We start from the raw sequence: 23663 nt of genomic DNA on the forward strand, positions 1-23663 counted from the left end.
CGGCTCGACGGGTTCCGGCTGGACCACGACCGGCTCGGGTACCTCGCCGCGCACGGCCTGGTCCGTACGGCGCTGAGCAGTCGCGACCCGTCGACCGAGCCGAGCCGGTGGCACTTCCGTGCGGCCGCGCAGGGCCGGCCAGAGCTGGACTGCGCCCAGCACGACGTCGCGCTGCGGTTCAACCTCAGCCACACCGAGGGCACCGTCGCCTGCGTGGTCACCGCGGGCGCGGACTGCGGGATCGATGTCGAACACACACCGGGTGCCGCCGACGTCACGCTGCTCGCACGGGGCACGCTCACCGCGGACGAGCGTGCGGCGCTGGCCGCGTACAGCGGCGAGCGCAGGCGCCGGGAGTTCTTCCGTTACTGGACGTTGAAGGAGGCATACGCCAAGGCGCGCGGCCTCGGCATGGCGATGCCGTTCCAGGAGGTGGGCTTCGACCTCGGCGGGGACGCCGTCCGGCTAGCCGCCGGCGCCGCGGACGATACGGGCGGGTGGCATTTCGCACAGTGGTTCACCCCTGGCGACGCCGCCGTCGGGGTGGCGATCCGCGGCCCGGTGGAGCTGGTGCGGCACGCCGCGCCGCCACCGATGCGGTAGGGCGATCGTCCACAGAGGTGCCGCGGTCGTCCCCACCGAGGGCCGGCACCGGCTAAGCTCCGGACGAGCGGGCCGGTGGCGAGCGCCCCGAGTCACCGGCCCGCACACTCAGATCGCGGTGCCGTGTACCGGAAATAACGGGTTGCTGACAGATCGACAGCTCCCGTTGTCGTGCCACCACTCGGCGAGGTCAGGCACATTGCCGACGTCGCGTGGCCTATGATCGAGCCGCGGCAGTTCTGAGCCGAGCAGGGAAAAGTCAGGCGGGGGAAACTGCATCACGCGGCATCCCGCTCCCGCGGACGGCGCCGGCGCGCCCGGTTCGCGGTCTAGAGAACGTGGTCAGTGACGCGGTGTGGAGAGGGTAACGAGCACGTGGGCAGAAGGATCTGGGTGATCGCGGCCCTGCTCGTCACCGCGTTGGCAGCGACAGCCTGCCTCAACCAGGCCTCCGGCTCCGGACCGCGCAGCGCGTCCGGCGAACCAACGAAGACACCGCCGCCACCAAGCGACAAACCGAACATCGTCTTCGTGCTCACCGACGACCTGTCGTGGAACCTCGTCAAGTACATGTCCGAGGTGCGACGGATGCGTGCCAATGGCACCACGTTCACGAACTTCTACGCCGCGGACAGCCTGTGCTGCCCGTCGCGCTCGAACATCCTCACCGGTCGCTACCCGCACAACACCGGCGTGCGGGTCAACGAGAACTACCGCGGCGGCGGCCACCAGGCGTTCGTACGCAACGGCAACCCCAAGCGCACCTACACGGTGGAGCTGGACAAGGCCGGCTATCGCGCTGCGCACACGGGCAAGTACATCAACCAGTACAACCTTCGCAAGGATCCTGTGCCACCCGGCTGGGACGAGTGGCACATCGGCGACGGCACCGCCTACCGCAACATAGCCGGCAGCTACCGGATGGCCGACGTGCAGCGCAGAGGCGGCCCCCGCAAGATCACCAAGCCGTCGATCTACCTCAACGACCAGATCGGCAAGCAGGCAAGGACATCCGCGAACCGCGCGCGCGACAAGGGCAAACCGTTCTTCACCCAGCTCTGGAGCTACGCCCCGCACCACCAGTACAACGGCAAGGGCTCGGAGCCGAAGTTCCCCGCCGCCGAGCGCGACCGACCCAGCCTCGGCTGGCCCGGCGGCGAGTTCCCGCACGGCGACTGCGGCACCGCCCGTGACGGCAGCAGGTACGACTGCCTCGACCTGCGCGTACGCCGCGGCAGCCACTTCGAGGAGAGCACCTACCAGAAACTCGACTGGCACTACCGCGACCGGGTGCAGATGGTGCAGTCGCTCAACGACCAGATGCGCAAGATGCGCAAGCAGCTGGCCAGGAACGGCCAGCTGTCGAACACGTACTTCGTGTTCTCCTCGGACAACGGCTACCACCTCGGCGAGCACGGGCTGATGCGGGGCAAGGGCAGCGCGTACGACCACGACACCCGGGTGCCGCTGGTCGTCACCGGGCCCGGCGTGGAGAAGGGCGCCGTCCGCAGGGAGCTGACCCAGACGGTCGACCTCTACGCGACGTTCCAGGAGCTGGCCGGGCTGAAGCCGAAGCCGTCCGACGGCCGCAGCCTGGCCCCCCTGCTGCACGGCAAGAAGGCGACCGACTGGCGCAAGGGCGTGCTGTTCGAGCACCGCGCGCAGGAACAGAACCCGGTCACCGTCAAGGACCCGGACCTCGACGGCGACAAGGCGTCGGCGAAACGTGACAAGTTCATCCCCGCGTTCCACTCGTACGACGCCATCCGCACGAAGAGCTGGCTCTACGTGGAGTACAGCGACAGCAAGCGGCGCGAGCTCTACGACCTGCGCAGCGATCCGGCGCAGAACCACAACGTCGCGCGCAAACACCAGCGCACGGTGCAGCAGTTCAGCGACTGGCTGGAGAAGTACACCAAGTGCAAGGTCGACGGCACCTCGTGTCACGAGGTGGGCCGGCAGCACCCAGGTACGAAGGGCGTGCAGATGGACAAGCGGGCGCGTCCGATCAAGTCGACGAACCGCCCGTAGCGCCCGGCCGGCGCGCCGGCAGTGCGAGCAGGTCCTCGTGGCGCACCACGGCCCGCATCGCACCCGCCGTGCAGCTGGCCAACCGCTGCCGCAGGTAGTCGGCCGCGGCCGGGGCGAGCTCCGGCCGCTGCTCGGTCGCCGCGGTGACCCAGCCGGTCAGCCACTGCGCCGTCAGCTCGGCGTCCGCCGACCCCAGCTGCCACGGGCTCGGCCTGCGGTGCACCTCTGCGCCCACGCGCATGAAGCGCTCGGCGGCCGCGGCCACCGCGTCCGGCCCGAGCAACCGGTGGCCGCCGGCGCTACGGCGCTGATGGTCGTCGAACGCCGCGGCGATCTCGGCGTCCATCGGGTGTGGCGGGTCCAGCTCCACCCGGCCGACCACGGACACCGTGAGCAGGGCCGGGCATCCCGCCGTCGTGCACGCCTCGACGAGCGCGTCCAGCTCGGTCGTGGTCAGCACGTCGAGCAGGGCGGACGCCGTCACCAGGGTGGTGCCGGCCAGGTCGGCCGCGCGGATCGCGGCCAGCTCGCCCACCTCGGGTTCCGCGGTCACGGCGGTACCGTCGGCGGCATCCGCCGGCACGCTCTCGACGGCCCTGGCGAGCAGCTGCGGGTCACGGTCGCACAGCACCCAGTGCTGCGGACCGGGCAACCGAGGGGCCAACCAGCGCACCATCGAACCGGTGCCGCTGCCCAGGTCGCGGATGGCCGTCGCCCTGTCCGTGGGCAGCCACGGCCGCAGCAGCTCGAGCAACGAACCCGCACGAGCGGCCGCGTCCGCCGGCTCGCGCAACGCCAGCCACTGCGGGCTGAACCGCGGCGACCCGCTCATGACAGCGACTCCAACACCTCACCCAGCCGCCGCCCGGCGCTGGCCCAGCCGGTCAGCGAGCCGCGGCGGCGCAGCGCAGACTCGGCCAGCGCGCTGCGCAGCTGCGGCTCGGTCAGCCAGCGGCGCAGGCCGGCGGCGAGCGCGCCGGCCTCGGCGGCCACCAGCAACCCTGGCACCCGCCCGGTCTCGTCGGCGCCGACCGCCTCCGGCACCCCGCCGACCGCGGTGGCGAGCACCGGGCGGCCGTGCGCCAGCGCCTCCGTCACGACCATGCCGTACGTCTCGGTGCGCGACGGCAGCACCACGAGGTCGGCCGCCGCGTACGCCGCCGCCAGCCGGTCGCCGACCACCGGACCGGCCAGCTGGACCCGGTCGCCGAGCCGGTGCCGCTCGATCAGCCGCTCCAGCTCGGCCAGGCGCTGTGGGTCGCGCTGCGGTCCCACGCAGGCGCAGGTCCACGGCAGGTCTCCCACCGCCGCGAGTGCCTCGATCAGCAGGTCGTGTCCCTTCCGCGGCGTCAGCGCGGCCACGCACAGCAGCTTGGACCCGTCACCGGCGGGCGCCACCGGTGCCCGGTCGACGCCGGGCGCGACGACCCGCACGTCGGCGGCGGCCAGGCCGTACTGCTCGGTCACGCGCGCCGCCGCCCAGCGGCTGGTCACCACCACGACGGTCGCGGCGTGCAGCGTCTCTCGTTCCCCCGCGGTCAGATCGGCCGCAACGTCGGCCGGCAGCCCGGTCTCGTCGCCGAGCGGCAGGTGCACGAGCACGACGAGCCGCAGCCGCTCGGCGTGCGGCACGACGACGTCGGGCACGCCACCGGCGACCAGGCCGTCCAGCACCGCGACGGCGCCGTCCGGCACGGCAGCGAGCACCTTAGCGAGCCCGGTGCGCGCCTGCGCGTCCGGGCGGGGCCAGCTGCCGTCCACGGCGTGCTCTCGCACCTGCCAACCGGCCTGCTGCAGCGCCGCGCACATCCGCACGTCGTAGACGTTCCCGCCGCTGGGTGTCGACGGGTCGGCGACCCCGGCGGGGACGACGACGTGGACCGTACGGCTACCTGAGGGCACGTTCGTAGCTCGCCCAGGCGACGTGCGACTCGTGCAACGTCACCTCGATCGCGCTCAGCCCCAGCGCGCCGTCACCGAGCGCACCGGCGTGCACCCGGTCGGCCAGCCGGTCCGCGACCACCTTCGCCAGGAACTCGGTCGACGTGTTCACGCCGGCGAACGTGGGCTCGTCGTCGAGGTTGCGGTAGTTCAGCTCCGCGAGGATGGCACGCAGCTGCTCGGTGGCGAGCCCGATGTCCACGACGATGTTGTCCGCGTCCAGCTCGGGGCGGCGGAAGGTCGCGTCGACGACGTACGTCGCGCCGTGCAGCCGTTGGGCGGGCCCGAACACGTCGCCGGTGAAGCTGTGCGCGATCATCACGTGGTCGCGCACGGTGATGCTGAACATCGGGCCTCCTCGCCATCAGCCACGACCGTAGCCGATGCGGTGGCACAGCGCAGGCAGGTCGCCGTCGGCCAACCGCGGCAACACCGTGGGGAGGTCAGCGAAGTCGCTCTCGCCGGTGACCAACGCGTCGAAGACCGGGTCGGCGAGCAGCTCGAGCGCGATCGCCAACCGGTCGGCCGTGGTGCGGCGCGCCCGCCTGGCCGCGGCCACCTCACCCACCTGGCTGGCCCGTACGGCGAGCCTGCGGGAGTGGAAGAACTCCCCAAGCGGCACCGCGACCTGCTGGTCGCCGTACCAGCTGAGCTCGACCACCTCGCCGTCGGGCGCAAGCAGCTCGAGCGAGCGGGCCAGGCCGGCGGCCGTCGCGCTCGCGTGCACCACGACGTCGCAGTCACCGGTGGCGTCCACCGGTGCGGCGAATGGTACGCCGAGCGCCGCCGCGACCTCCGCCCTGGCCGGGTCGGGGTCGACCAGCTGCACCTGGACGGCGGGCAGCCCGGCGGCGAGCCTGGCGACGCAGCAGCCGACCATGCCGGCCCCGACGACGGCGACCCTGTCCCCGATCAGCGGCGCCGCGTCCCACAGCGCGTTGACCGCGGTCTCCACGGTGCCGGCGAGCACCGCCCGGCCAGGCGGCACGGCGTCCGGCACCGGCTGCACCGCGCCGGCCGGCACCACGTAGCGGGTCTGGTGCGGGTAGAGGCAGAACACCACCCGGTCGAGCAGCGCCTGCGGCCCGTGCTCGACGACGCCGACGTTCAGATAGCCGTACTTGACCGGCCCGGGGAAGCCGCCGTCCTGGAACGGCGCGCACATCACGTCGTGCTGGCTGGGCGGGACGCCGCCGCGGAAGACGAGCGTCTCGGTGCCCCGGCTGATCCCGGAGTACAGGCTGCGCACCACGACGTCCTGCAGGCCGGGCTCCGGCAGCGTCACCTCGCGGATCGCACCGACGCCCGGCGACTCGACCCAGAAAGCTTGCGCAGTGCGTTCCATCGGCGTCCTCCACTGAACCCGCCACGGCCCCGCGCCGTAGTCTATGGTGTGACCCGCCACACCCACTCCATGCGACCGCTGCCCACGTTGCCGCTGCGCGCATGCACTACCGGCCGGTGGGAGCCACTGCTCGGCGCTGTAGCCGCAGTGCTCGTCGTGAGCGCGCTCGTCGCGGCGTTCCACCTGCCACCGCTCGGCTGGCTCGCCGGACTCGGCTACACGGCCGTCGGCGGCGCCGTGCTGACCGTGGCACTGCGCCGTACGGGAGCGCCGCTCGGGCCGGCAGGTCGGGTCACGCTGACCCGCGCGGCCCTGATCGCCGGCGTCACCGCGTTGGTCGCCGCCGCGTTCCTCGGCGACGTCCCCACCGCTGCACTCGTCGCGCTCGCCGCACTCGCGCTCACCCTGGACGCCGCCGACGGGTACGTCGCCAGGCGCACCCGCACCGCCTCCTCGTTCGGCGCGCGCTTCGACATGGAGACCGACGCGTACCTGGTGCTCGTGCTCAGCGTCCACGTCAGCACGCTGCTCGGCCCGTGGGTGCTGGCGATCGGCGCCATGCGCTACGCGTTCGGCGCCGCCGCGCTGGTTGCGCCATGGCTGGGTGGCCCGCTGCCCGACCGGTATACGCGGAAGGTCGTGGCAGCGACGCAGGGCGTCGTGCTCGTGACGGTCAGCACCGAGATCCTGCCGGCTCCGGCCGCGACCGCGGCGACCGCGCTGGCGCTGGCCGCGCTGCTGTGGTCGTTCGGCCGCGACGTCCTTCTGCTCCGGCGCGTCAGGCGTTCGTCGCCGCCGGCAGCACGTCGCCGGTCTCGAGCAGCGTCTTGAGGCTGGACAGGATCTCCGGCCAGCCGGAGCTCACCATCTCGAGCAGCTTCGTGCCCGGCTCGATCGCGTCGTGCGTCACGGTCAGCTTCACCGTGCGACCCTGCTCCTCCAGGTCGAAGGTCACCTTCGACTGCGGCTCCGCCGCCAGCTGCGCGTAGACCTCGTCGCTGAGGTCCACGGACGCGGCGAACTCGGGCGTCAGCACGTGCCAGGTGTAGGCGAGCCTGCGGTACGGCTCGGACTCCAGCACGACCTGGCTGGCGTCGGCGATGGTCACGCCGAGCTGCTCCCAGGTCACGGTGGAGCCGACTTGCCAGTCCGAGGTGAACGTCACTCCCCAGTACCTGCGGGTGAACGCCGGGTCGGTCAGCGCCTGCCAGAGCCGCTGCGGCGTGGTCTCGATGTACGTGGTGTAGACGAACCTGGTGTCGGTCATCGGGGTCTCCAAGGCATTCTTCAGGTCGGCGAGCGCGCGCGTGCGCTCGCGGTCGTACTGGGTCATCCAGCGGTCGGCGATGGCGTTGATCGGCACCGGGTTGAGGTAGTGCAGCTTCTCCCGCCCACGCCGGACGGTGGTCACCAGGTTGGCGGCCGCGAGCACCGCCAGGTGCTTGCTCACCGACTGGCGCGCCATCTGCAGGCCGGCACCCAGCTCGCGCAGGCTCTGCCCGTTCTTCGCGTTCAGGCTGTCGAGCAGCTGCCGCCTGCTGGGGTCGGCGAGCGCCCGGAACACCTCGTCCACCTGCACCTCTCCCATTATGCAGCCGTCTGGCTGCCTACCATATGCAGCCAGACGGCTGTATGTCAACCGCCGTGTTAGCCTCCGGACGAATCGGGATTTGCCGGACCGGGGAGGCGCCGATGGCTCCGTCTGTCGATGCGGCCGACGTGATCCGGCGCGTACGGTCGGACAAGCTCACCTACCTGAACAACCGCTGCCTACACGACCTCGCAGCAGCCGTGCAGGACACCGAGACAGTGGGCAGGGACGGCATGATCATCGAGGCCGGCACCGCACTCGGCGGGTCGGCGATCGTCATGGCCGTACTGAAATCAGCGAACAGACCACTGCGCGTCTACGACGCCTTCGACATGATCCCGCCACCGACGGACAAGGACGGCGACGACGTCCACCGCCGCTACGCCAGGATCACCGCCGGCAAGTCCAAGGGCATCGGCGGCACCACGTACTACGGCTACCGCGACGACCTGCTCGCCGAAGTCACCGCCTCGTTCGAACGCTACGGCGTCCCACCAGGCACCCACCACATCGAGCTCGTCAAGGGCTACTTCGACGGCACCCTGCACATCGACGAACCCGTCGCGCTCGCCCACCTCGACGCCGACTGGTACGAGTCCACCATGACCTGCCTGCAACGCATCGAACCCCACCTCGTCACCGACGGCCGGCTCGTCATCGACGACTACTACACCTGGTCCGGCTGCAAACGAGCCGTCGAGGACTACTTCCGCCGCCGTACGGGCTACGAGTTCGTCAAACTCGGCCGCCTGCACATCGGCAAACGCGCCGACGCACGCAAGCTCCACTGGTGGCAGCGCACGAAGCCGTGGCCTGAGTAGGACACCTGACGGCGGACAACCCGCCACCCGCATCGGGCGTCTCACCCCCGTCAACGACCGCAGGCATGGGGGTAAGTCGACGATGAAGTGGACCAGTCAACGCCGAGCACTGTTGACCGTCGGTGGCGCGCTCACACTGAGCCTCGTACTCGCCAGCCCGGCTTCGGCGGCAGTGGAGTGGGACCTGCAGTACGAGCTCGACCGCGCCGAGGAGAACGAGTTCGTCGACGTCGCCGCGGCCGCGGCCGACGACGTCTGGGCGGTCGGCTCGGTCGGCCCCTGGGACGACACCAAGCCGGTGGCGTTCCACTACGACGGCGACTCCTGGCGGGAGATCGAGTCGCCACAGGTGGGCGTGGAGTTCACCGGCATCGACGCGACGTCGAGCGGCACCGCGTGGCTGGCCGTCGACGACACCGACGACTCCGGCGGCGACGACGGGTGATGCACTGGGACGGCGACGGCTGGCAGACGCACAGCTTCCCCGGCTCGACCCGTGGCGACGTGGCCGCGGTCGCCGACGACGACGTGTGGTTCGCCTCCGGCACCGCGGACGGCACCGGAGTCGCACGCCACTACGACGGCACCAGCTGGCGGACGACCCAGCTACCCGGCGCCGGCCCGGACAGCATCGCCAACGTCGAGGCGCACGGCAGCAACGACATCTGGGCGGTCGGCACCCGCGACGACCAGCCGTACGCGGCGCACTGGAACGGCACCCGCTGGCGGGTGCTCTCCCCCGGTGCGGTGACCCCACCGCCCGGCGAGGACGAGTTCAGCGCATGGCTGAGCGACGTCGGCTTCGTCGGCGACACCGCCTGGGCGATCGGCGTGGCGACCGGCGACGACTCCGCCCAGGGCATGCTCTACCGGTTCAACGGCGAGACGTGGACGCGCAAGAAGCTGCCCGCGATGGAGGTCGGCGTCGGCGCCAGCGACGTGGGCACCGGCCCGAACGGCAAGCTCTGGCTCTCCAGCCGTGACAGCAACCTGATGTACCGCAAGACCGCCGACGGCTGGGCCAAGGTCGCCCTGCCCGAGCAACCGGGCACGGCAACCGGCATCGAAGCGTCCGGCACGACGGGCGGCAGGACGTGGGCCGTGGGCACCGCCGAGCTCGATGACTTCGAGTACCACGGCGTCATCTACCGCGGCATCGCCGGCTGACCCTCACGGGCAGAAAAAGCGGCCCGCGCCGTACCGGCTCCCCCGAGGTGTCGGTGCGGCGCGGACCTGGCGAGTTCAGCAGTTACCCGCCTGGGTCAGCCCAGGCTGGCGTGGACATACAAGCCACCAACATTGGCGTCGGCGTGGATACCGAGACCGGTGTTGACGGACGCCGAGACGTTGATCCCGGACTGGGCGATACGAGCTCCTTCGTCATTGGTGGCTGCGCTCGCCGCAGGCGCGAACAACAAGGCGAAGAACGGAGCCGCGAACATCGCGGCCGCGATCAGTCGGATACGTCGCCTCATACATCCCCTTCCTAGGACCGCCCAGGTGGGCGATTGCGGACTTACATGACCGATTGTAATCAATCCGTGACTAGTTGTCATGGGATTCCGCAGATCCGCAGCTCCGGACTCAACCCCGTCAGCCGAGCGCTCTCCTCCCACAGCCGGTCGCAGCGGGCGACGTCGGTGGTGTGCGGGGCGGTGGGGACCGCCCGCCGCCGGACGAAGAACCTGCCGGTGACCCGTCGATCTCTGGCGACGTCGCCAGCCACACCGGCGTGTCCGCACCGACGGCCGGGCCAGGCGTGACCGGCTCGAGCACCCGCTGCATCAGCCGCAGCGCACCGCGGTTCTCGCGGCTGAGCCCGGCATGGCGGATGATGCCCGGATGCGCGCCGTTCACGGCGATCTGCGTACCGGCCAGCCGCCGCGCCAGCGCGTAGCCGAACATCGCGTTCATGTTCTTCGTCCGTCCGTACGCGGCGAACTGCCCGGTTGCTCGACACCTCCCCGAGGCCGCGTCCGTTCGCGAACTGCAGGTCCTCCAGGTCCACGGGCGCGGCGCGAAGTGCGCTCGGCGACGCACCCACCACCACGAACCTGGCGGGCCACTTGCCGATCGGTTCGACCAGTGAGCGCAGCAGCAGGTACAGCGCCAGGTGGTTCGTCGCGACGGTGCGCTGCAGGCCCTCGGCCGTGACGTCGTCGACCTCCGGCATGACCACCGCGTTGCTGACCACCACGTCCGGCACCTCGCCGGCGACCAGCCGGTCGGCGAGCGCACGCACCTCGGCGAGCAGCGACAGGTCGGCCCGCTCCAGGCGCAGCTCGGCGCCGGGGACCGCGGTAGCGATCCGCTGCCGCGCCCGCCTGAGCCGGTCGTCGCTGCGGCCGACCAGCACGACCGTCATCCCGGCCGCGGCGAGCGCCCCGGCAATCGCCTCGCCGATGCCGCCCGTCGCACCGGTCACCACCGCCAGCTTGCCCTGCTGTCCCATCGCACCTCCTAGGTTGACAATGTCAACCTAGGAGGACTGTGCGGATGCCTGCCGGAACCCGGGCCGCCCTGGTCGCCGCCGCCACCCGGCTGCTGGACGAAGGCGGCGTCGACACCGTCACGTTGTGCGCGAGGTCGGGCGCCGTGCCGGGGTGTCGCACAACGCCCCGTACAAGCACTTCGCGAGCAACGAGACGCTGCTCGCCGCGGTCGCGGCACGCGACCTCGCCCATCGGGGCGACCAGGTCGCCGCGACGATCGCCGCCGTCGCAGCGCTACGTCAGGTCATGCACGAGTACGTCCGCTGGGCGCTCGACTACCCCACCCGCTTCAAGCTGGTCTTCGGCGCCTGGTCGACGGAGTCGACCGAGCCCGCCGGCGCCGCGCACACGGCCATGACCGCCCTGGTCGACCTGGTGACCGCAGCCCAGGAGGCCGGCGCCCGACCCCCTGGCGACCCGGAACGGCTGGCCGCACTCCTCCGCGCGGTCGCCCACGGCGCCGCCGACCTGGCCGCCGCCGGCCACCTCAGCGCCGACGGCAAGGGCCACGCCAACCCCACCGACCTGGCCGACGACCTCCTTGACCACCTCGAGCACGCGGCCACTCACCGCCCACCCCGCTAGCCGGCCGTGGCGAGGAAGTCGAGCACGCGCCGGGTGAGCAGCGTCGCCGCCGGCTCGTCGTAGGAGGGCAGCGAGGAGTCCACGAACAGGTGCTGCTTGCCCGGGTAGAGGAAGAGCTCGGCGTTCTCCGCCTCGGCCACCAGGGCCCGGGCCGCGTCCAGGTCGCCCTCGTCGACGAAGATCGGGTCGGCGTCCATGCCGTGCACCTGGACGGGCACGCCCGCCGGCCACGCGTCGCCGAACTCGGTCACCGGAACACAGGAGTCGACGAGGAGCGCCCCGCGGGCACCGGCGCGGGTCTGGGCGAGCTGCTGTGCCGGCAGCACGCCGAGCGAGAAGCCGGCGTAGACGAGCGCCGGCCCCAGGTGCTGCACCGCCGCGAGCCCGCGCTCCATGACGGCACCGAAACCCAGCTCCCGCACGTAGTCCAGCCCCTCCGCCAGCGAGGGGAACGTGCGTCCATCGAAGAGGTCGGGGACGTGGACGGTGTGCCCCGCCCGGCGCAGCTCGTCCGCGAACGCCACCACGCCCGGCGTGAGCCCTTGCGCGTGGTGGAACAGCACTACTTCTGTCATGGTCATCCCCGTCTTTCCGAGCTTTGAACCAAATTTGCCGAACGATCGAGAATGCTAGTATGAACTAATCATGCCGATCAATCCCTCGGTCCCGGATTACGACCTCGACGACACCCTCGAGCTCACCACCCCGGCGCAGGTGCGGGCGATCTCCGACTCACTGCGGATGACACTGCTCGACCTGCTGCACGAGCGGGCGGCGACGGTGACCGAGCTGGCCACCGCGGTCGGGCGCCCGAAGAGCACCGTCGCGCACCACGTGAACGTCATGGTGGACGCCGGGCTGCTACGCGTCGTACGGACGCGCCGCGTACGGGCCATCGAGGAGCGCTACTACGGGCGCACCGCACGGGTGGTCTACGTCGGCCTCGGCCAGCGCCCGGGTGGCGCCACCATCCCACCGGACCAGAACGACTTCGCGGTCGCGGCCGAGGAATCGGCTCCGGCGCACGACGCGCACCAGTTGCGGAGCCTGATCAGGCACGCCAGGATCGCGCCAGAGCGCGCGGCGGAGTTCTGGAGCCGGGTGGAGGACCTGGTCCGCGACTTCGCCCAGACACCGCGTTCCGGCGACACCGTCTACGGCTTCGTCGTCGGCCTCTACCCCACCGACTACCCGACGCTGCCCGCCGCCGACGACCACGACCCGGGAGGGGGAACATGATCACGGCGAGCGAGCTGAACCGCGCCACACTCGGCCGGCAGCTGCTGCTGCAACGCGAGTCGCTCGCCAGCACCGACGCGGTGCGCCGGGTGGTCGCCGTGCAGGCGCAGGAACCGCCCTCCCCGTACCTCGCGCTGTGGAACCGGATCGCCGACTTCGACCCCACCGACCTGGACGCCGCGTTCGCCGACTACACCGTCGTCAAGGCGACGCTGGTCCGGGTCACCCTGCACGCGGTACACGCGGACGACTACCGCGCCTTCAGGGAAGCGATGGAGCCCTCGGTACGCGGTTCCCGGCTCAACAACCGCTATACCGCCACCGGGCTCACCCTCGACGACGCCGACGCGATGGTGCCGAAGCTGCAGGACTACGCCCACCGAACGCGCGGCACCGACGAGATCGAGACGTTCCTCGAGGAGCTGCTCGGCGTGCCGGCACAGCCGGGGCTGAAGCGGGCGTGGCGCGGGTACACGCCGCTGCTGCACGCGCCGACCGGTGGCCCGTGGTCGTTCGCCCCCCCGGCCGTCGTACGTCGCACCGCACACCCGCCCGACGCTCGACGCTCGACGACGAGTCGTCCGCCGGGTCGTTGCCCACGCTGATCCGCAGGTACCTGGAAGGCTTCGGCCCTGCGTCGGTGCCGGACATGGCGCAGTTCGCCATGGTGCACAGGTCCAGGGTCAAGACCGCCGTGGCCGGCATCGCCGACGACCTCGAGCAGCTGGAGGGACCGGACGGCACGGTGCTGTACGACGTCCCGGGCGCGCCCCGGCCTGCGGCGGACACCCCGGCCCCGCCGCGGCTGCTGCCCATGTGGGACAGCGTCCTACTGGCCTACGCCGACCGCAGCCGCGTCCTCCCGCCGGAGTACCGCAAGCGCGTGACCCGCTCGAACGGCGACGTACTGCCGACCCTGCTCGTCGACGGGTACGTCGCCGGCGTGTGGCGCCCGGTGGAGGCGGGGATCGAGGCGACGGCGTTCCACCGGCTGCCGGCGGCCGCGTGGCGGGGGCTCGCCGCCGAAGCCCGCGCGCTGCTGGCGTTCCTCGCCGAGCGCGACACCGACATCTACCGTCGCTACCACCACTGGTGGGCCGACCTGCCCGGCGTCGAGACCCGCGTCCTTTCCGGGTAGCCGACGACGTATCCACACGGACGCCGGGCGAGGTAGCTTGGTGGTAACCGTCCTGGACGGGGGGCGATGTGATGCCGTGGATCGTGTGGCTGATAGCCGCCGCGGCCTTGGGCGTCGCGGAGTTCTTCACGCTGACCCTGGCCCTCGGCCTGCTCGCTGCCGCCGCCGTCGTCGCGGCGGTCGTCGCCGGGCTCGGCGCCCCGTTGCTGTTGCAGCTCCTCGCGTTCGCAGCCGCGGCCGCGACCGGGCTGTTCGTCGTACGCCCCATCGCGCGGCGACATATGACCCAACCCCCGCTGGCGCGCGACGGCAGCGACGCGTTGGTCGGGAAGACGGCCGTCGTGGTCCAGGAGGTCACTGCTGCGCGCGGGCTGATCAGGCTCGCCGGCGAGGAGTGGTCGGCCCATTCACTCGACGAGACCCAGGTGATCCCCATCGGCGCGAGGGTGGACGTCATGGAGATCGAGGGCGCCACGGCAGTCGTCTACCCACGGGACCTACTGCCCTGAACACCGAGCGTCGACCCGAAGGCGGAGGAGACATGGAACCATTGGTGCTGATCATCATCGTTGCGGCCTTGGTGGCGTTCGTGGTCGTGTCCACCGTGCGGATCGTCCCGCAGGCGCGCCGTTACAACGTCGAACGGTTCGGCCGCTATCGCGTGACGCTGCAACCGGGGTTGAACCTCATCGTCCCGGTGGCGGACCGGATCAACACCAAGCTGGACGTGCGGGAGCAGGTGTTCTCGTCGCGTCCGCAGCCGGTGATCACCGAGGACAACCTGGTGGTGAACATCGACACGGTGCTGTACTACCAGATCACAGAACCGCGGGCGGCGGCGTACGAGGTCGCGGACTATCTGCAGGCGATCGACCAGCTCACCGTCACCACGCTGCGGAACGTCATCGGCAGCATGGACCTGGAGCGGACGCTGACGTCGCGCGAGGAGATCAACGCCCAGCTGCGTACGGTCCTCGACGAGGCGACCGGCAAGTGGGGCATCCGGGTGAACCGGGTCGAGATCAAGGCGATCGACCCACCGTCCACCATCAAGGAGGCCATGGAGAAGCAGATGCGCGCCGAGCGCGACAAGCGCGCGGTCATCCTGCACGCCGAAGGGGAACGGCAGTCCAAGATCCTCACGGCCGAGGGCACCAGGCAGCAGGAGATCCTGGTGGCGCAAGGTGACCAGCAGGCCGCCATCCTGCGGGCCGACGGCGAGGCGAAGGCCGTCGAACGGGTCTTCCAGTCGGTGCACCGCAACAACGCCGACCCGAAGGTCCTCGCGTACAAGTACCTGCAGATGCTGCCGCACCTGGCGGACGGCGAGAACAACACGTTCTGGGTCATCCCCGGTGAGCTGACCCAGGCGATCCGCACCGTCACCGACGCCTTCGGTGACCACTCGAGAATGGGCGCGCCCGCGGCGGAGGAGGACACCGCGGAAGCCAGCCACGAACCGGCGAACGACGAGCCCCTGGCGCTGGACGCGGCGACCGCCGCCGACCACGCCACCGAGCTGGCCGAGGCCGCAGTCAGCGAAGCCAAGGCCGAGGCGGCAGCAGCCCAGGGCACCTCCACCCCGGCGACGGACGACACCGCCCACCGCTAACCCAACCGGGTCTCCACGACCCGCACGGACAGCGCCCGACGGCCGGCATCATGCCGACCGCCGGGCGCACCACGTTGCGGTTGACGCGTCTTTCCGGTGCGCGAGACGGTTCTGGTCAATCGATTGATCGGCTAGGTGACCGCGATGTTCGAGCTGCTATCGACCGTCTACGGGGACGCCCAGATGGCGCAGGTCTTCGGTGAGCGAAGGACGGTCGAGCAGTGGCTCACCGTGGAGGCGGCGCTCGCCCGTGCGCAGGCGGCCGTCGGCGTGCTCGACGAGGACGACGCGCGGGCAATCGCGGACGCCGCACGGGTGGACGACATCGACCTGGCCGCCCTCTGGTCCACCGCGAAGACGGTCGGTTACCCGATCCTCGGCCTGGTACGGCAGCTCGCGGCCAGGCTGCCGGACGGGCCGGACGGGCACGTGCACTACGGCGCCACGACGCAGGACATCATGGACACCGCCCTCGCCCTCCAGCTCGGCGAGGCCGCCGACCTGCTGACGGCACGGGTCGGCGCGCTCGGCGACGCCGTGGCACGACTCGTCGACGAGCACCGCGCGACCCTCATGCCAGGACGGACGCACGGCCAGCAGGCCGTACCGACGACGTTCGGTGCGCACCTGGCGCCCTCGCTGACCGAGCTGCTCCGCGCCCGCAGACGCCTCGCGGCGGCACGGCACGACGCGGCGGTGGTCTCGCTCTACGGTGCGGGCGGTACGTCCGCCGCGCTCGGCCCGCAGGCGGCGGAGGTACGGCGGACGCTGGCGGAGATCCTCGGGCTCCGCGCCGTCGACGTCTCCTGGCACGCGAGCCGCGACGGCGTCGTCGCGTTCGCCCAGGCCGCCACGCTGGTCGCCGGCGCATGCGCGCGGCTGGCGCGCAACGTCATCGACCTGTCGCGTACGGAGATCGGCGAGGTACGGGAGGCCGACGGCAAGCATCGCGGCGCCTCGTCGACGATGCCGCAGAAGGCCAACCCGATACTCGCCGAGGGCATCGTCGGGATGTCCACCGTGGTCGGCGCACTCTGCAGCTCACTGCAGCGTTCGCTCGAGGTGCCACAGGAACGCGCCGCCGGCGAGTGGCACGTCGAGTGGTTCGCCCTCCCCCACCTGCTGACCCAGACGGCCAGCGCGTTGCGGTGCACGACGGAGCTCGTCGGCGGTCTGCACGTGGACGCCGACGCGATGCGCACCAACCTCGACGCAGACAACGGCCTGGTGATGGCCGAGGCGTACATGATCGCCCTGGCGCCGGCACTCGGCCGGGAACTGGCACACGACGTCGTGTACGCGGCCGCACGCGACGTCCGCGCCAATGGCCAGCCGCTCGTCGACGCCGTGCGGCGGCGGCTAGCGGCCGACGGCGCCGAGGCGACCCTGGACGCGGCGATCGAGCCGGCCGACTACGTCGGCGACGCCGTACGGATGTGCGCCACGGCACTGGACCTGTGGACTTCCTCGACCAAGGACCGAGCAACAGCATGAGCGACAGCACGACCGCGACGCTGGAGCACGCGTCTTGACATGACGAGACCGACGGGCGGGTCACCATCAGGGACGTCGCGGAGGCGGCCGGCGTCGACAGCGCCGTCGTGTCGAAGGTGCTCAACGGCGACGAGTCGCTGCGGATCCGGCCGGAGACGCGCGACCGGGTGCGCCGCGCGGTCGAGCGGCTCGGCTACCGGCCGAGCGCCGTCGCGCGGAGCCTGCGCATGTCCGAGACCGGCACCATCGGGCTGGTGCTGCCGGCGTTCGACAACCCGATCTGGTCAGTCATCGTGCAAGGCGTGGAGGAAGAGGCCGACAGGCGCGGTTTCTCGTTGCTCACCGGCACCGCACCTGCAGGCAGCGGGCGGATGGCCAGGTTCGTCGACCTGGCCAGGCGCGGCGCGGTCGACGGACTGCTGGTGACGGCCGACCTGGACGACGCCGACGTACCGCCTCCCGACTCCGGCGTGCGGTGGTTGATGGTGAACCGCAGCACAGGCTCCAGCCGGCGTCACGTCCTGCTCGACGACAGCCGTGGCGCCCAACTGGCGACCCGGAACCTGCTCGATCTCGGGCACCGTGAGATCGCGCATCTCGCCGGGCCGCCCGAGGTCGACTCGACCAGGCGCCGCACCGAAGGGGTCGTGACCTGCCTCGCCGAGGAGGGACTCGACCCGGTCGCGGTGGTCCCCGGCGCACTCACCCTCGACGGCGGCGAGGCCGCGATGGACGAGCTGCTCGCGCTCGACCCGCCGCCGACGGCGGTCGTCGTCGGCAACGTGGTCACGGCCGCGGGAGCGCTCGCCGCCGCCAGGCGCGCCGGCGTCGTCGTACCGCGCGACCTGTCCGTCATCGCCGTGCACGACCACCCGCTCGCCAGGGCGTTCGCGCCGGCGCTCACCACCGTGCGGATACATACCGCTTGTCGGCGGTCGGCGCCTCGACGTGCAGCACACCCCGTTCGTCGTGGGTGTGCAGCTCCGACATCGCGTTCCCGGACGGGTCGATGCCGAGGTTGGCTGGCACTACCACCGGCTCACCATCGACGATGGCGTCCAAGTGGGAATGGAAGTGCTTCGCTGTCCCCTCCATCGGTTGCACGTCCAAGCCGGCCCGTCGTGCCCCGGCCACCGGGTCGACCGGTACCGGCCATGGCGGCGGTTCCTCCTGCCGCCCGGACACCGGCTTCGGCAACGCCACCTGCGGGTCCTCACGCGGCCACACCGCCCACACCGTCAGTCCGATCAGCACACCGCTGACCGCCACGATCGCGGCGATCGTCACCAGCCAGCGGCGACGCTCAACCCTGCGCTTCGCCTCCCGGGCCGCGGCCGCCCGCTCCCGCGCGCGACGCTTGGCGTCCAGCTTCTTACTCGTGGACCTCTTCTGCGCCTTCTTCGGGGCACCCGCTGGCACGACCGCGCCTCCTCATGCGTCACCTACCAAACACCGTAGCAACTAAGTTGCTTGGTAGATATTAGCTGGCTGCGGCTCGCGGTGATACGGAAGGGGTCAGTTGGGTGGTGATGTCTCAGGCGGCGGCGAAGCTACGATAGGTCGGACAGGCGGCGGTGGTACTCGTCTTCGTCGATCTCGCCCGCCGCATACCGGCGCTTGAGGATGTCCTCAGGCGACTCCACTGCTCGTTCTTCGCGCTGATCGGCACGCAGCGCATTGGTGCCTCGCCGGGCCAACGCGATGACGCCGACGACGGCCGCGGTGAGCAGCGCAAGGAGGAGGAGTACCCACACCAGCATCCACAGGCCCATTCCGCCCATCATGGACCACATGTCATCCATCATTCCGCGCTCCTTCCCATTTCGTCCCGGTCCATACCTGACTGCACCGCATATCAACGATGGTGCTTAGCACTCGCGTCGTACGGCCCTACTCGGCGGCCACCCGACGTACGACGCGGAGGAGCCTGGTGTAGGTGGTCTGGCCTATGATGCGGGCGGCGACGCGTCCGGTGCGATCGATCACGATGGTGCTAGGTACGGCGGCCGGGGGTAGCTGGCCGCGAAACGCCAGCGCGGTCTCGCCGGGCGGGTCATAGAGGCTCGGGTAGCCCACGTCGAACTCGCGCTCGAACGCGAGGGCGTTGGCGCGGGTGTCCTTGAAGTTGATGCCGATGAACTGCACCCCGTCGGCTTCCGTCTTCGCGGAGACAGCCTGTAGTGCGGGTGCCTCGGCGCGGCATGGGGCGCACCAGGATGCCCAGAAGTTCAGTACGACGACCTTGCCGCGGTACGAGGCGGTACTGAGCTGCTTGCCGTCCAGCGTCTCACCGCGCAGCGTTGGTGCCGGCTTGCGGTCTCGCTTTGCGACGACCTGTAGCTCGCCGGTGCCCGAGATGTATCGCTGGTTCTCGCTGTTGGAGGTGGGGGTGGGGGTGCCGCTCGCGCCAGTACAGCCGGCCACGACGAACAGGGCAGCACAGACACCCGCGGCCAAGGCCCGTCGCGGGCTAACGGTCGGCGTCATTCCAGGCGTTCTCTGCCTGCAGCCGCGCGACCTGGTGGCGCAGATCGGCCAACTCCTGCTGCCGATCGCGAGTCTGATCCGGCGCAGTGGCGGCCATGCCGCATTCGCCGCGGCGCATCGGGCGGAGGCAGAACAGGTAAGTCGCCGCGACCGCGAGGGCGAGGATCAGTGCAGCGAACCAGATACTCATCGAGGCTCACCGCCGCGCCGCCCGGCGTCGGTCTGGGCGGCGCGGAGTTGGTCGATCTCCGCGCGCAGCCGGGTGATCTCGGCGTCGGTCGCGTCCGGTGCCTGCGAGTCGCTATTCGACGCGTTGCGGTTGCTGCGCATCATGAAGAGCATCATCAGGCCCATGCCGACGGGACAGGCCAGCACGGCCAGGGTGATCAGGGCCTCGGACACGGTGACTCCCTCGCTCGTCGACAAGAATGGCCGAGTTGTCGACGACTATACACCTAAGCTGTTTAGTAGCTGATCCCTGGTGCATGTCGCCACCGAGGAGGGTCATAGTTGGTCGCGTTACAGGGGCACCGGGCAGTAGTTCAGCTGAGTCGCGACAATGGCGGGACCGGTGGCCACCAGGACGGGAACCGCCAGGAGTACCCCTACCGCGAGTGTGCCTACGAGGCGCCGCCCCCGGCTCAGCGGCACGTGCGGCTCGATCAGGCGACGCACCCGGAGAGCCGTGGAAGTACCTCCTGCCCCCAAGGCACCCGTGGGCGCCGGCACGGCGGCGACGCCGAGCAGTGCGTCGGCCATAGCGAGCCGCGAGCAGGTCCGGGTCGCCGCGTCGTCGGCGAGCAGCTCGACCAGTCGACTCACCTCATGTCGGGCCACACCGAAGACAGGTACGAACCAGAACGCGCGCGCAACAGCGGTGACCGCGCCGACCAGGAGATGATGGCGGCCACGCAGGTGGGCGCGCTCGTGCGCGAGCACCGCGTCGATCTCGTCGTCGGCCAGCGTCCGCAGCGCTTCGCTGCTGACCACCACGCGCTGCCGTCGGCCAGGTAGGCAGTAGGCGGCGGCGACGTCGTGGTCGACGATGACCGCATCCCAGCGTGGGTCACGATGTCCGACGATCGCCATCACGCGGAGTTGATCGCGCCGTAGCGCAGCCGATTCTGCGGCGGCGGCTGCCGCACAGTACACCAGACGCGCGATAACCAGCAGGCTCAGGACTGCTCCTACGACCCCCACCGCTGCGCCACCCGAGGTCGCGTACTGCGCGCGCAACGCCATGACACACGCGCGCAGCAACGCGGCGAGATCACCACTGACCGTCCCGATCGGCACCGCCAGGCTGAACCCCGCCAGGACGACGGATGCCACGATGGACGCGACCAACACCAGCCACATCAGCACGCCCAGCCTCGGCGCCCTGTCGACCCACCCGGCCCTCCGCAGCACCATCGGGCCCACAGCGGCGAGCAGCGCCGCGTACCCGAACAGCACGAGTGCGACCTTCACTGGGCACGCCTCTTCCGCCCGGCCGTCCGTAGTGCGCGCCGCAGGTCGTCGAGCTCGTCCGGATCCAGCCGCTCGGCGAAGCGGAGCAGGGTCGCCGCCGGGTCATCGCCCTCGGCAAGTGCCTCGTCCATCAGACCTGCCGCGTACTCGGCCCTCGTCGCGGTCGGCCAGTAGCGGTAGGCCCGGCCGTCCTTCTCCCGCTGCAACCATCCCTTGCGGTACAGGATCTCCGTCACCGTCAACACCGTGGTGTAGGCCAGCTGGCGATCCTGCTGCAGCTGGTCGAGCACCTCGCGGGACACGCGCACCCGCAGAGGGCGCTCGGCGGACCAGATCCGGTCCATGATCGCCGCCTCCAGGTCACCGAACGACCGCACCCGACCTCCCCACTTCCATCAGAACTTCTAGGCTGCATCGTAGACGACGTTAGCGGAGTCCGGTCGCTGACGTACCCGGTGCACAGTTGGTATTACCGCCGTGGGTCGGTTCTGCTTTCCTTGTGCAGCAGGGTGTCGAGGATCCGGTCCAACTCAGCGTGGTCGATCTCGCCGCGCGCGTACCTTTCCTTAGCCACCGCCAACGCCCGCGCCTCAGCCGACCCGGCGGGGGAAGGAGCCGGACGCCGGAGCAGCGTCGTAGCCAGCACCACGGTGGCCGCGGCCGCCACGATCAGCGCGATCATGGACAAGCTGGGAATCAACCACATGCCGCCGGACATTCCCGCTGACCCCATCATCGACTCGCACATGCTCCCACCTCGTGTGTCCCATCGACCAATCTACTATCGTACTTAGTTCATGGGCCAGTTGGAAATCATCGCTGGATAGCCAGGTGCACAGACATCAGATCACCCGAAGGGACCTGCTGCTCGGTGCGGCGGGAGTAGCCGGTGCCGCCGCCACCGGCGGAGCACTGATCGCCTTCGGCGGTGACACTGGCGCCAGGCGACCGGCTCGGATCGAGGCCGGGCGCAGGCCGTTCGGCGCCACGAGGAAAGCCGAATCGCGGCAGGAACCGGGCGCGCCGTACCTGCCCGGCTGGTTGCCGAGCCGACCGAGATCGACCTCGGCGGACGCATCGTACGCACCTGGGCCTACAACGGACAGGTACCAGGCCCCACGATCCGGTGCCGGGCCGGAGACCAGCTCGACGGCGACGTAACCAACCGCCTACCGGAACCGACCACCGTCCACTGGCACGGGATCCGGCTGCGCAACGACATGGACGGGGTACCACACCTCACCCAGCGCGCCATCCCGCCAGGCGACCGCATGCGCTACGCGTTCACCGTCCCAGACCCCGGCACCCATTGGCTGCACCCACACGTGCGAGTGCAGCGCGAGCGCGGCCTGTTCGCCCCACTGATCATCGACGACCCACACGACCGCGGCGACTACGACGTCGAGTTCGTCGTGGTACTCGACGACTGGATCGACGGTGCCGACGCCACCCCGGACCAGGTACTCGCCACGCTGCGGAGGGGAGGCATGAACGCTCGCTACGAGACACCGGTCACCGCCGGGAAGATCCCCGACCGGTCCCGGTCATGGCATTACCACGTGCCCGCCAAGCTGGCCAGCCCGAAACCCGGCATCACCCCCATGCCGATTCCCGCCCGGCTCGCCAGCGCCGTCGACTACCCCTTCTACCTGCTCAACGGCCGTCTACCCACCGCACCCCACACGTTCCGAGCCAAGCCGGGGCAACGCGCCCGCATCCGGGTCATCAACGCCGGCGGCGCGTCGGTGTTCCGGGTCGCGCTCGGCGGCCACCGGCTCACCGTCACGCACACCGACGGCTTCCCCGTCCAGCCGACCACCGTGGACACCCTCCAGGTCGCCTCCGGCGAACGCTACGACCTGCTCATCACGCTCGGCGACGGAGCGTTCCCGCTCGTCGCCGTCGCCGAAGGCAAAGCCGCGCAAGCACTCGGCGTCATCCGGACCGCAGCCGGGCCAACTCCCCCACCCGACGCCGCCCCGGACGAGCTCGCCGGCCGACTACTCGATCTCGCCGATCTCCGCGCCACACCCGAGGTACGGGCCGCTGAACATGCGCTGGACGTGGACCGCGCGCTCTACCTGACCGGTGACATGAAAACCTTCACCTGGCGCATCAACGCCGAAACCTACAACGCCGAGAAACCGTACGCCGGTATCACCCCGGTCCCCGTACGCGAACAGGAACAGGTCCGGCTCGTCTTCCTCAACCAGACACCCATGTACCACCCAATGCACCTGCACGGCCACACCTTCACCGTACGGTCGGTCGGCACCACCACCAGCAAGACCGAACGCCCGTTTCCCTCGGGAACCCGCAAAGACACCCTCATGGTGCCCCCAGGCGAACGCATCAGTATCGACTTCACCGCCGACAACCCCGGCCAGTGGCTCGTCCACTGCCACAACGCCTACCACCTGGCGACCGGCATGGCCACCATCGTCTCCTACCAGCACTGACTGGAGCTTCTCCCACCAACGAACACGTCTGCTCGAACCGCCGGCCGAGACACGGTGAGCGACAGGCCCGCCGCGCGGACGAGCAGCCACTACGCCGACACGCAGGTGCGTGCGGTAGTCCTAAACTGCTTGGGCAGCAACCACAAAGGAGCGTGGTGGGGTTGAGTGTCGGCGGAGTTGGCGCGGGTTGACGGGCTGTTGGAGGATCCGGTGTTTTTTCGCGCCGTTCGCGGCGTTCTTTTGTCGCAAGGTTCGGGCGGCCGTCGATTCCGATGGAGACCTACCTGCGGTTGATGTTTCTGAAGTTCCGGTATCGGCTGGGGTATGAGTCGTTGTGCCGGGAGGTCGGTGATTC

The 23663-nt window shown here is 70.5% G+C and carries 26 protein-coding genes and 3 pseudogenes; 14 read left to right on the top strand and 15 right to left on the bottom strand.

Annotation, left to right across the window (positions count from 1 at the left end; translation table 11 throughout):
- Together GEV07_25435 and GEV07_25440 are read left to right on the top strand one after the other, a co-directional pair.
- On the top strand, positions 1 to 603 hold a 603-nt coding region (locus GEV07_25435), incomplete at its 5' end, for a 4'-phosphopantetheinyl transferase superfamily protein (protein MQA05914.1).
- Positions 604 to 948: 345 nt separating this feature from the next.
- On the top strand, positions 949 to 2634 hold the full coding sequence (locus GEV07_25440; protein ID MQA05915.1) for a sulfatase-like hydrolase/transferase: 1686 nt from the start codon (positions 949 to 951) through the stop codon (positions 2632 to 2634).
- Here GEV07_25440 and GEV07_25445 read toward each other — a convergent pair.
- The 4 genes from GEV07_25445 to GEV07_25460 all read right to left on the bottom strand — a co-directional run bounded on the left by GEV07_25445 (position 2612) and on the right by GEV07_25460 (position 5920).
- Positions 2612 to 3466, bottom strand: a complete 855-nt coding sequence (locus GEV07_25445; GenBank protein MQA05916.1) for an SAM-dependent methyltransferase — start codon at positions 3464 to 3466, stop codon at positions 2612 to 2614. The genes GEV07_25440 and GEV07_25445 overlap by 23 nt on opposite strands.
- On the bottom strand, positions 3463 to 4443 hold the full coding sequence (locus tag GEV07_25450) for a glycosyltransferase (GenBank protein ID MQA05917.1): 981 nt from the start codon (positions 4441 to 4443) through the stop codon (positions 3463 to 3465). The genes GEV07_25445 and GEV07_25450 overlap by 4 nt, the downstream gene beginning before the upstream one ends.
- A 79-nt stretch (positions 4444 to 4522) precedes the next feature.
- Positions 4523 to 4924 carry a 6-carboxytetrahydropterin synthase gene (locus GEV07_25455; protein ID MQA05918.1) on the bottom strand — a complete coding sequence of 134 codons (402 nt, stop codon included), beginning with the start codon at positions 4922 to 4924 and terminating at the stop codon, positions 4523 to 4525.
- A 15-nt stretch (positions 4925 to 4939) separates the two neighbouring features.
- The gene (locus GEV07_25460; GenBank protein ID MQA05919.1) at positions 4940 to 5920 is read right to left on the bottom strand and encodes a dehydrogenase; all 981 of its coding nucleotides are present in this window, start codon (positions 5918 to 5920) and stop codon (positions 4940 to 4942) included.
- A 69-nt stretch (positions 5921 to 5989) separates the two neighbouring features.
- Here GEV07_25460 and GEV07_25465 point away from each other — a divergent pair, with 69 nt between their 5' ends.
- Positions 5990 to 6751, top strand: coding sequence for a CDP-alcohol phosphatidyltransferase family protein (locus GEV07_25465; GenBank protein MQA05920.1), 762 nt, complete (start codon positions 5990 to 5992; stop codon positions 6749 to 6751).
- Here the strand turns inward: GEV07_25465 and GEV07_25470 are convergent.
- Positions 6699 to 7493, bottom strand: a complete 795-nt coding sequence (locus GEV07_25470; protein MQA05921.1) for a metalloregulator ArsR/SmtB family transcription factor — start codon at positions 7491 to 7493, stop codon at positions 6699 to 6701. The two genes, GEV07_25465 and GEV07_25470, sit on opposite strands and share 53 nt — an antisense overlap.
- Positions 7494 to 7612: 119 nt before the next feature.
- Between GEV07_25470 and GEV07_25475 the strand changes: the two genes are divergently transcribed.
- The 3 genes from GEV07_25475 (at position 7613) to GEV07_25485 (ending at position 9499) form a co-directional block, all read left to right on the top strand.
- A complete protein-coding gene (locus GEV07_25475; protein ID MQA05922.1) occupies positions 7613 to 8332 on the top strand; it encodes an asparagine synthase in 720 nt (239 codons plus the stop codon).
- An 82-nt stretch (positions 8333 to 8414) separates the two neighbouring features.
- On the top strand, positions 8415 to 8777 hold the full coding sequence (locus tag GEV07_25480) for a hypothetical protein (GenBank protein MQA05923.1): 363 nt from the start codon (positions 8415 to 8417) through the stop codon (positions 8775 to 8777).
- Positions 8777 to 9499, top strand: coding sequence for a hypothetical protein (locus GEV07_25485; GenBank protein ID MQA05924.1), 723 nt, complete (start codon positions 8777 to 8779; stop codon positions 9497 to 9499). The genes GEV07_25480 and GEV07_25485 overlap by 1 nt, the downstream gene beginning before the upstream one ends.
- A gap of 95 nt (positions 9500 to 9594) precedes the next feature.
- Here the strand turns inward: GEV07_25485 and GEV07_25490 are convergent, their stop codons facing one another.
- Entirely contained in the window at positions 9595 to 9807 is a 213-nt protein-coding gene (locus GEV07_25490) for a hypothetical protein (GenBank protein ID MQA05925.1), read from the bottom strand.
- Between the two features lie 77 nt (positions 9808 to 9884).
- Positions 9885 to 10784 (bottom strand): annotated as a pseudogene (locus GEV07_25495) (SDR family NAD(P)-dependent oxidoreductase).
- A 44-nt stretch (positions 10785 to 10828) separates the two neighbouring features.
- On the opposite strand from GEV07_25495, the pseudogene GEV07_25500 reads away from it, so the two are divergent.
- Positions 10829 to 11409 (top strand): annotated as a pseudogene (locus tag GEV07_25500) (TetR family transcriptional regulator).
- On the opposite strand, the gene GEV07_25505 reads toward GEV07_25500, so the two are convergent.
- A complete protein-coding gene (locus tag GEV07_25505; protein ID MQA05926.1) occupies positions 11406 to 11984 on the bottom strand; it encodes a dienelactone hydrolase in 579 nt (192 codons plus the stop codon). The pseudogene GEV07_25500 and the gene GEV07_25505 overlap by 4 nt on opposite strands.
- A 70-nt stretch (positions 11985 to 12054) precedes the next feature.
- Between GEV07_25505 and GEV07_25510 the strand changes: the two genes are divergently transcribed.
- The 6 genes and pseudogenes from GEV07_25510 to GEV07_25535 all read left to right on the top strand — a co-directional run bounded on the left by GEV07_25510 (position 12055) and on the right by GEV07_25535 (position 18154).
- Entirely contained in the window at positions 12055 to 12648 is a 594-nt protein-coding gene (locus GEV07_25510) for a helix-turn-helix domain-containing protein (protein ID MQA05927.1), read from the top strand.
- Positions 12645 to 13786, top strand: a pseudogene (locus tag GEV07_25515) (winged helix DNA-binding domain-containing protein). Before GEV07_25510 ends, GEV07_25515 begins: the two are co-directional and overlap by 4 nt.
- Positions 13787 to 13857: 71 nt before the next feature.
- Positions 13858 to 14295, top strand: a complete 438-nt coding sequence (locus GEV07_25520; GenBank protein MQA05928.1) for an NfeD family protein — start codon at positions 13858 to 13860, stop codon at positions 14293 to 14295.
- A 32-nt stretch (positions 14296 to 14327) separates the two neighbouring features.
- Entirely contained in the window at positions 14328 to 15398 is a 1071-nt protein-coding gene (locus GEV07_25525; protein ID MQA05929.1) for an SPFH/Band 7/PHB domain protein, read from the top strand.
- 144 nt (positions 15399 to 15542) lie between these two features.
- Entirely contained in the window at positions 15543 to 16892 is a 1350-nt protein-coding gene (locus tag GEV07_25530; protein MQA05930.1) for a 3-carboxy-cis,cis-muconate cycloisomerase, read from the top strand.
- Between the two features lie 107 nt (positions 16893 to 16999).
- Positions 17000 to 18154, top strand: coding sequence for a LacI family DNA-binding transcriptional regulator (locus tag GEV07_25535; GenBank protein ID MQA05931.1), 1155 nt, complete (start codon positions 17000 to 17002; stop codon positions 18152 to 18154).
- Between the two features lie 288 nt (positions 18155 to 18442).
- Here the strand turns inward: GEV07_25535 and GEV07_25540 are convergent, their stop codons facing one another.
- The 7 genes from GEV07_25540 to GEV07_25570 all read right to left on the bottom strand — a co-directional run bounded on the left by GEV07_25540 (position 18443) and on the right by GEV07_25570 (position 21582).
- Positions 18443 to 18685, bottom strand: coding sequence for an SHOCT domain-containing protein (locus GEV07_25540; GenBank protein ID MQA05932.1), 243 nt, complete (start codon positions 18683 to 18685; stop codon positions 18443 to 18445).
- A gap of 97 nt (positions 18686 to 18782) precedes the next feature.
- Positions 18783 to 19379, bottom strand: a complete 597-nt coding sequence (locus GEV07_25545) for a redoxin domain-containing protein (GenBank protein MQA05933.1) — start codon at positions 19377 to 19379, stop codon at positions 18783 to 18785.
- Complete coding sequence (locus GEV07_25550; protein MQA05934.1) at positions 19363 to 19569, bottom strand: hypothetical protein; 207 nt, start codon at positions 19567 to 19569, stop codon at positions 19363 to 19365. The genes GEV07_25545 and GEV07_25550 overlap by 17 nt, the downstream gene beginning before the upstream one ends.
- A complete protein-coding gene (locus GEV07_25555; protein MQA05935.1) occupies positions 19566 to 19781 on the bottom strand; it encodes a hypothetical protein in 216 nt (71 codons plus the stop codon). Before GEV07_25555 ends, GEV07_25550 begins: the two co-directional genes overlap by 4 nt.
- A 117-nt stretch (positions 19782 to 19898) precedes the next feature.
- Positions 19899 to 20849 carry a M48 family metalloprotease gene (locus GEV07_25560; protein ID MQA05936.1) on the bottom strand — a complete coding sequence of 317 codons (951 nt, stop codon included), beginning with the start codon at positions 20847 to 20849 and terminating at the stop codon, positions 19899 to 19901.
- Positions 20846 to 21226, bottom strand: coding sequence for a BlaI/MecI/CopY family transcriptional regulator (locus GEV07_25565; GenBank protein ID MQA05937.1), 381 nt, complete (start codon positions 21224 to 21226; stop codon positions 20846 to 20848). The genes GEV07_25560 and GEV07_25565 overlap by 4 nt, the downstream gene beginning before the upstream one ends.
- A gap of 92 nt (positions 21227 to 21318) precedes the next feature.
- A complete protein-coding gene (locus tag GEV07_25570; protein MQA05938.1) occupies positions 21319 to 21582 on the bottom strand; it encodes an SHOCT domain-containing protein in 264 nt (87 codons plus the stop codon).
- A 487-nt stretch (positions 21583 to 22069) separates the two neighbouring features.
- On the opposite strand from GEV07_25570, the gene GEV07_25575 reads away from it, so the two are divergent.
- Positions 22070 to 23308, top strand: a complete 1239-nt coding sequence (locus GEV07_25575; GenBank protein MQA05939.1) for a multicopper oxidase domain-containing protein — start codon at positions 22070 to 22072, stop codon at positions 23306 to 23308.
- The last annotated feature ends 355 nt before the right edge of the window (positions 23309 to 23663 follow it).

Source organism: Streptosporangiales bacterium, from assembly GCA_009379825.1.
Classification (GTDB): domain Bacteria; phylum Actinomycetota; class Actinomycetes; order Streptosporangiales; family WHST01; genus WHST01.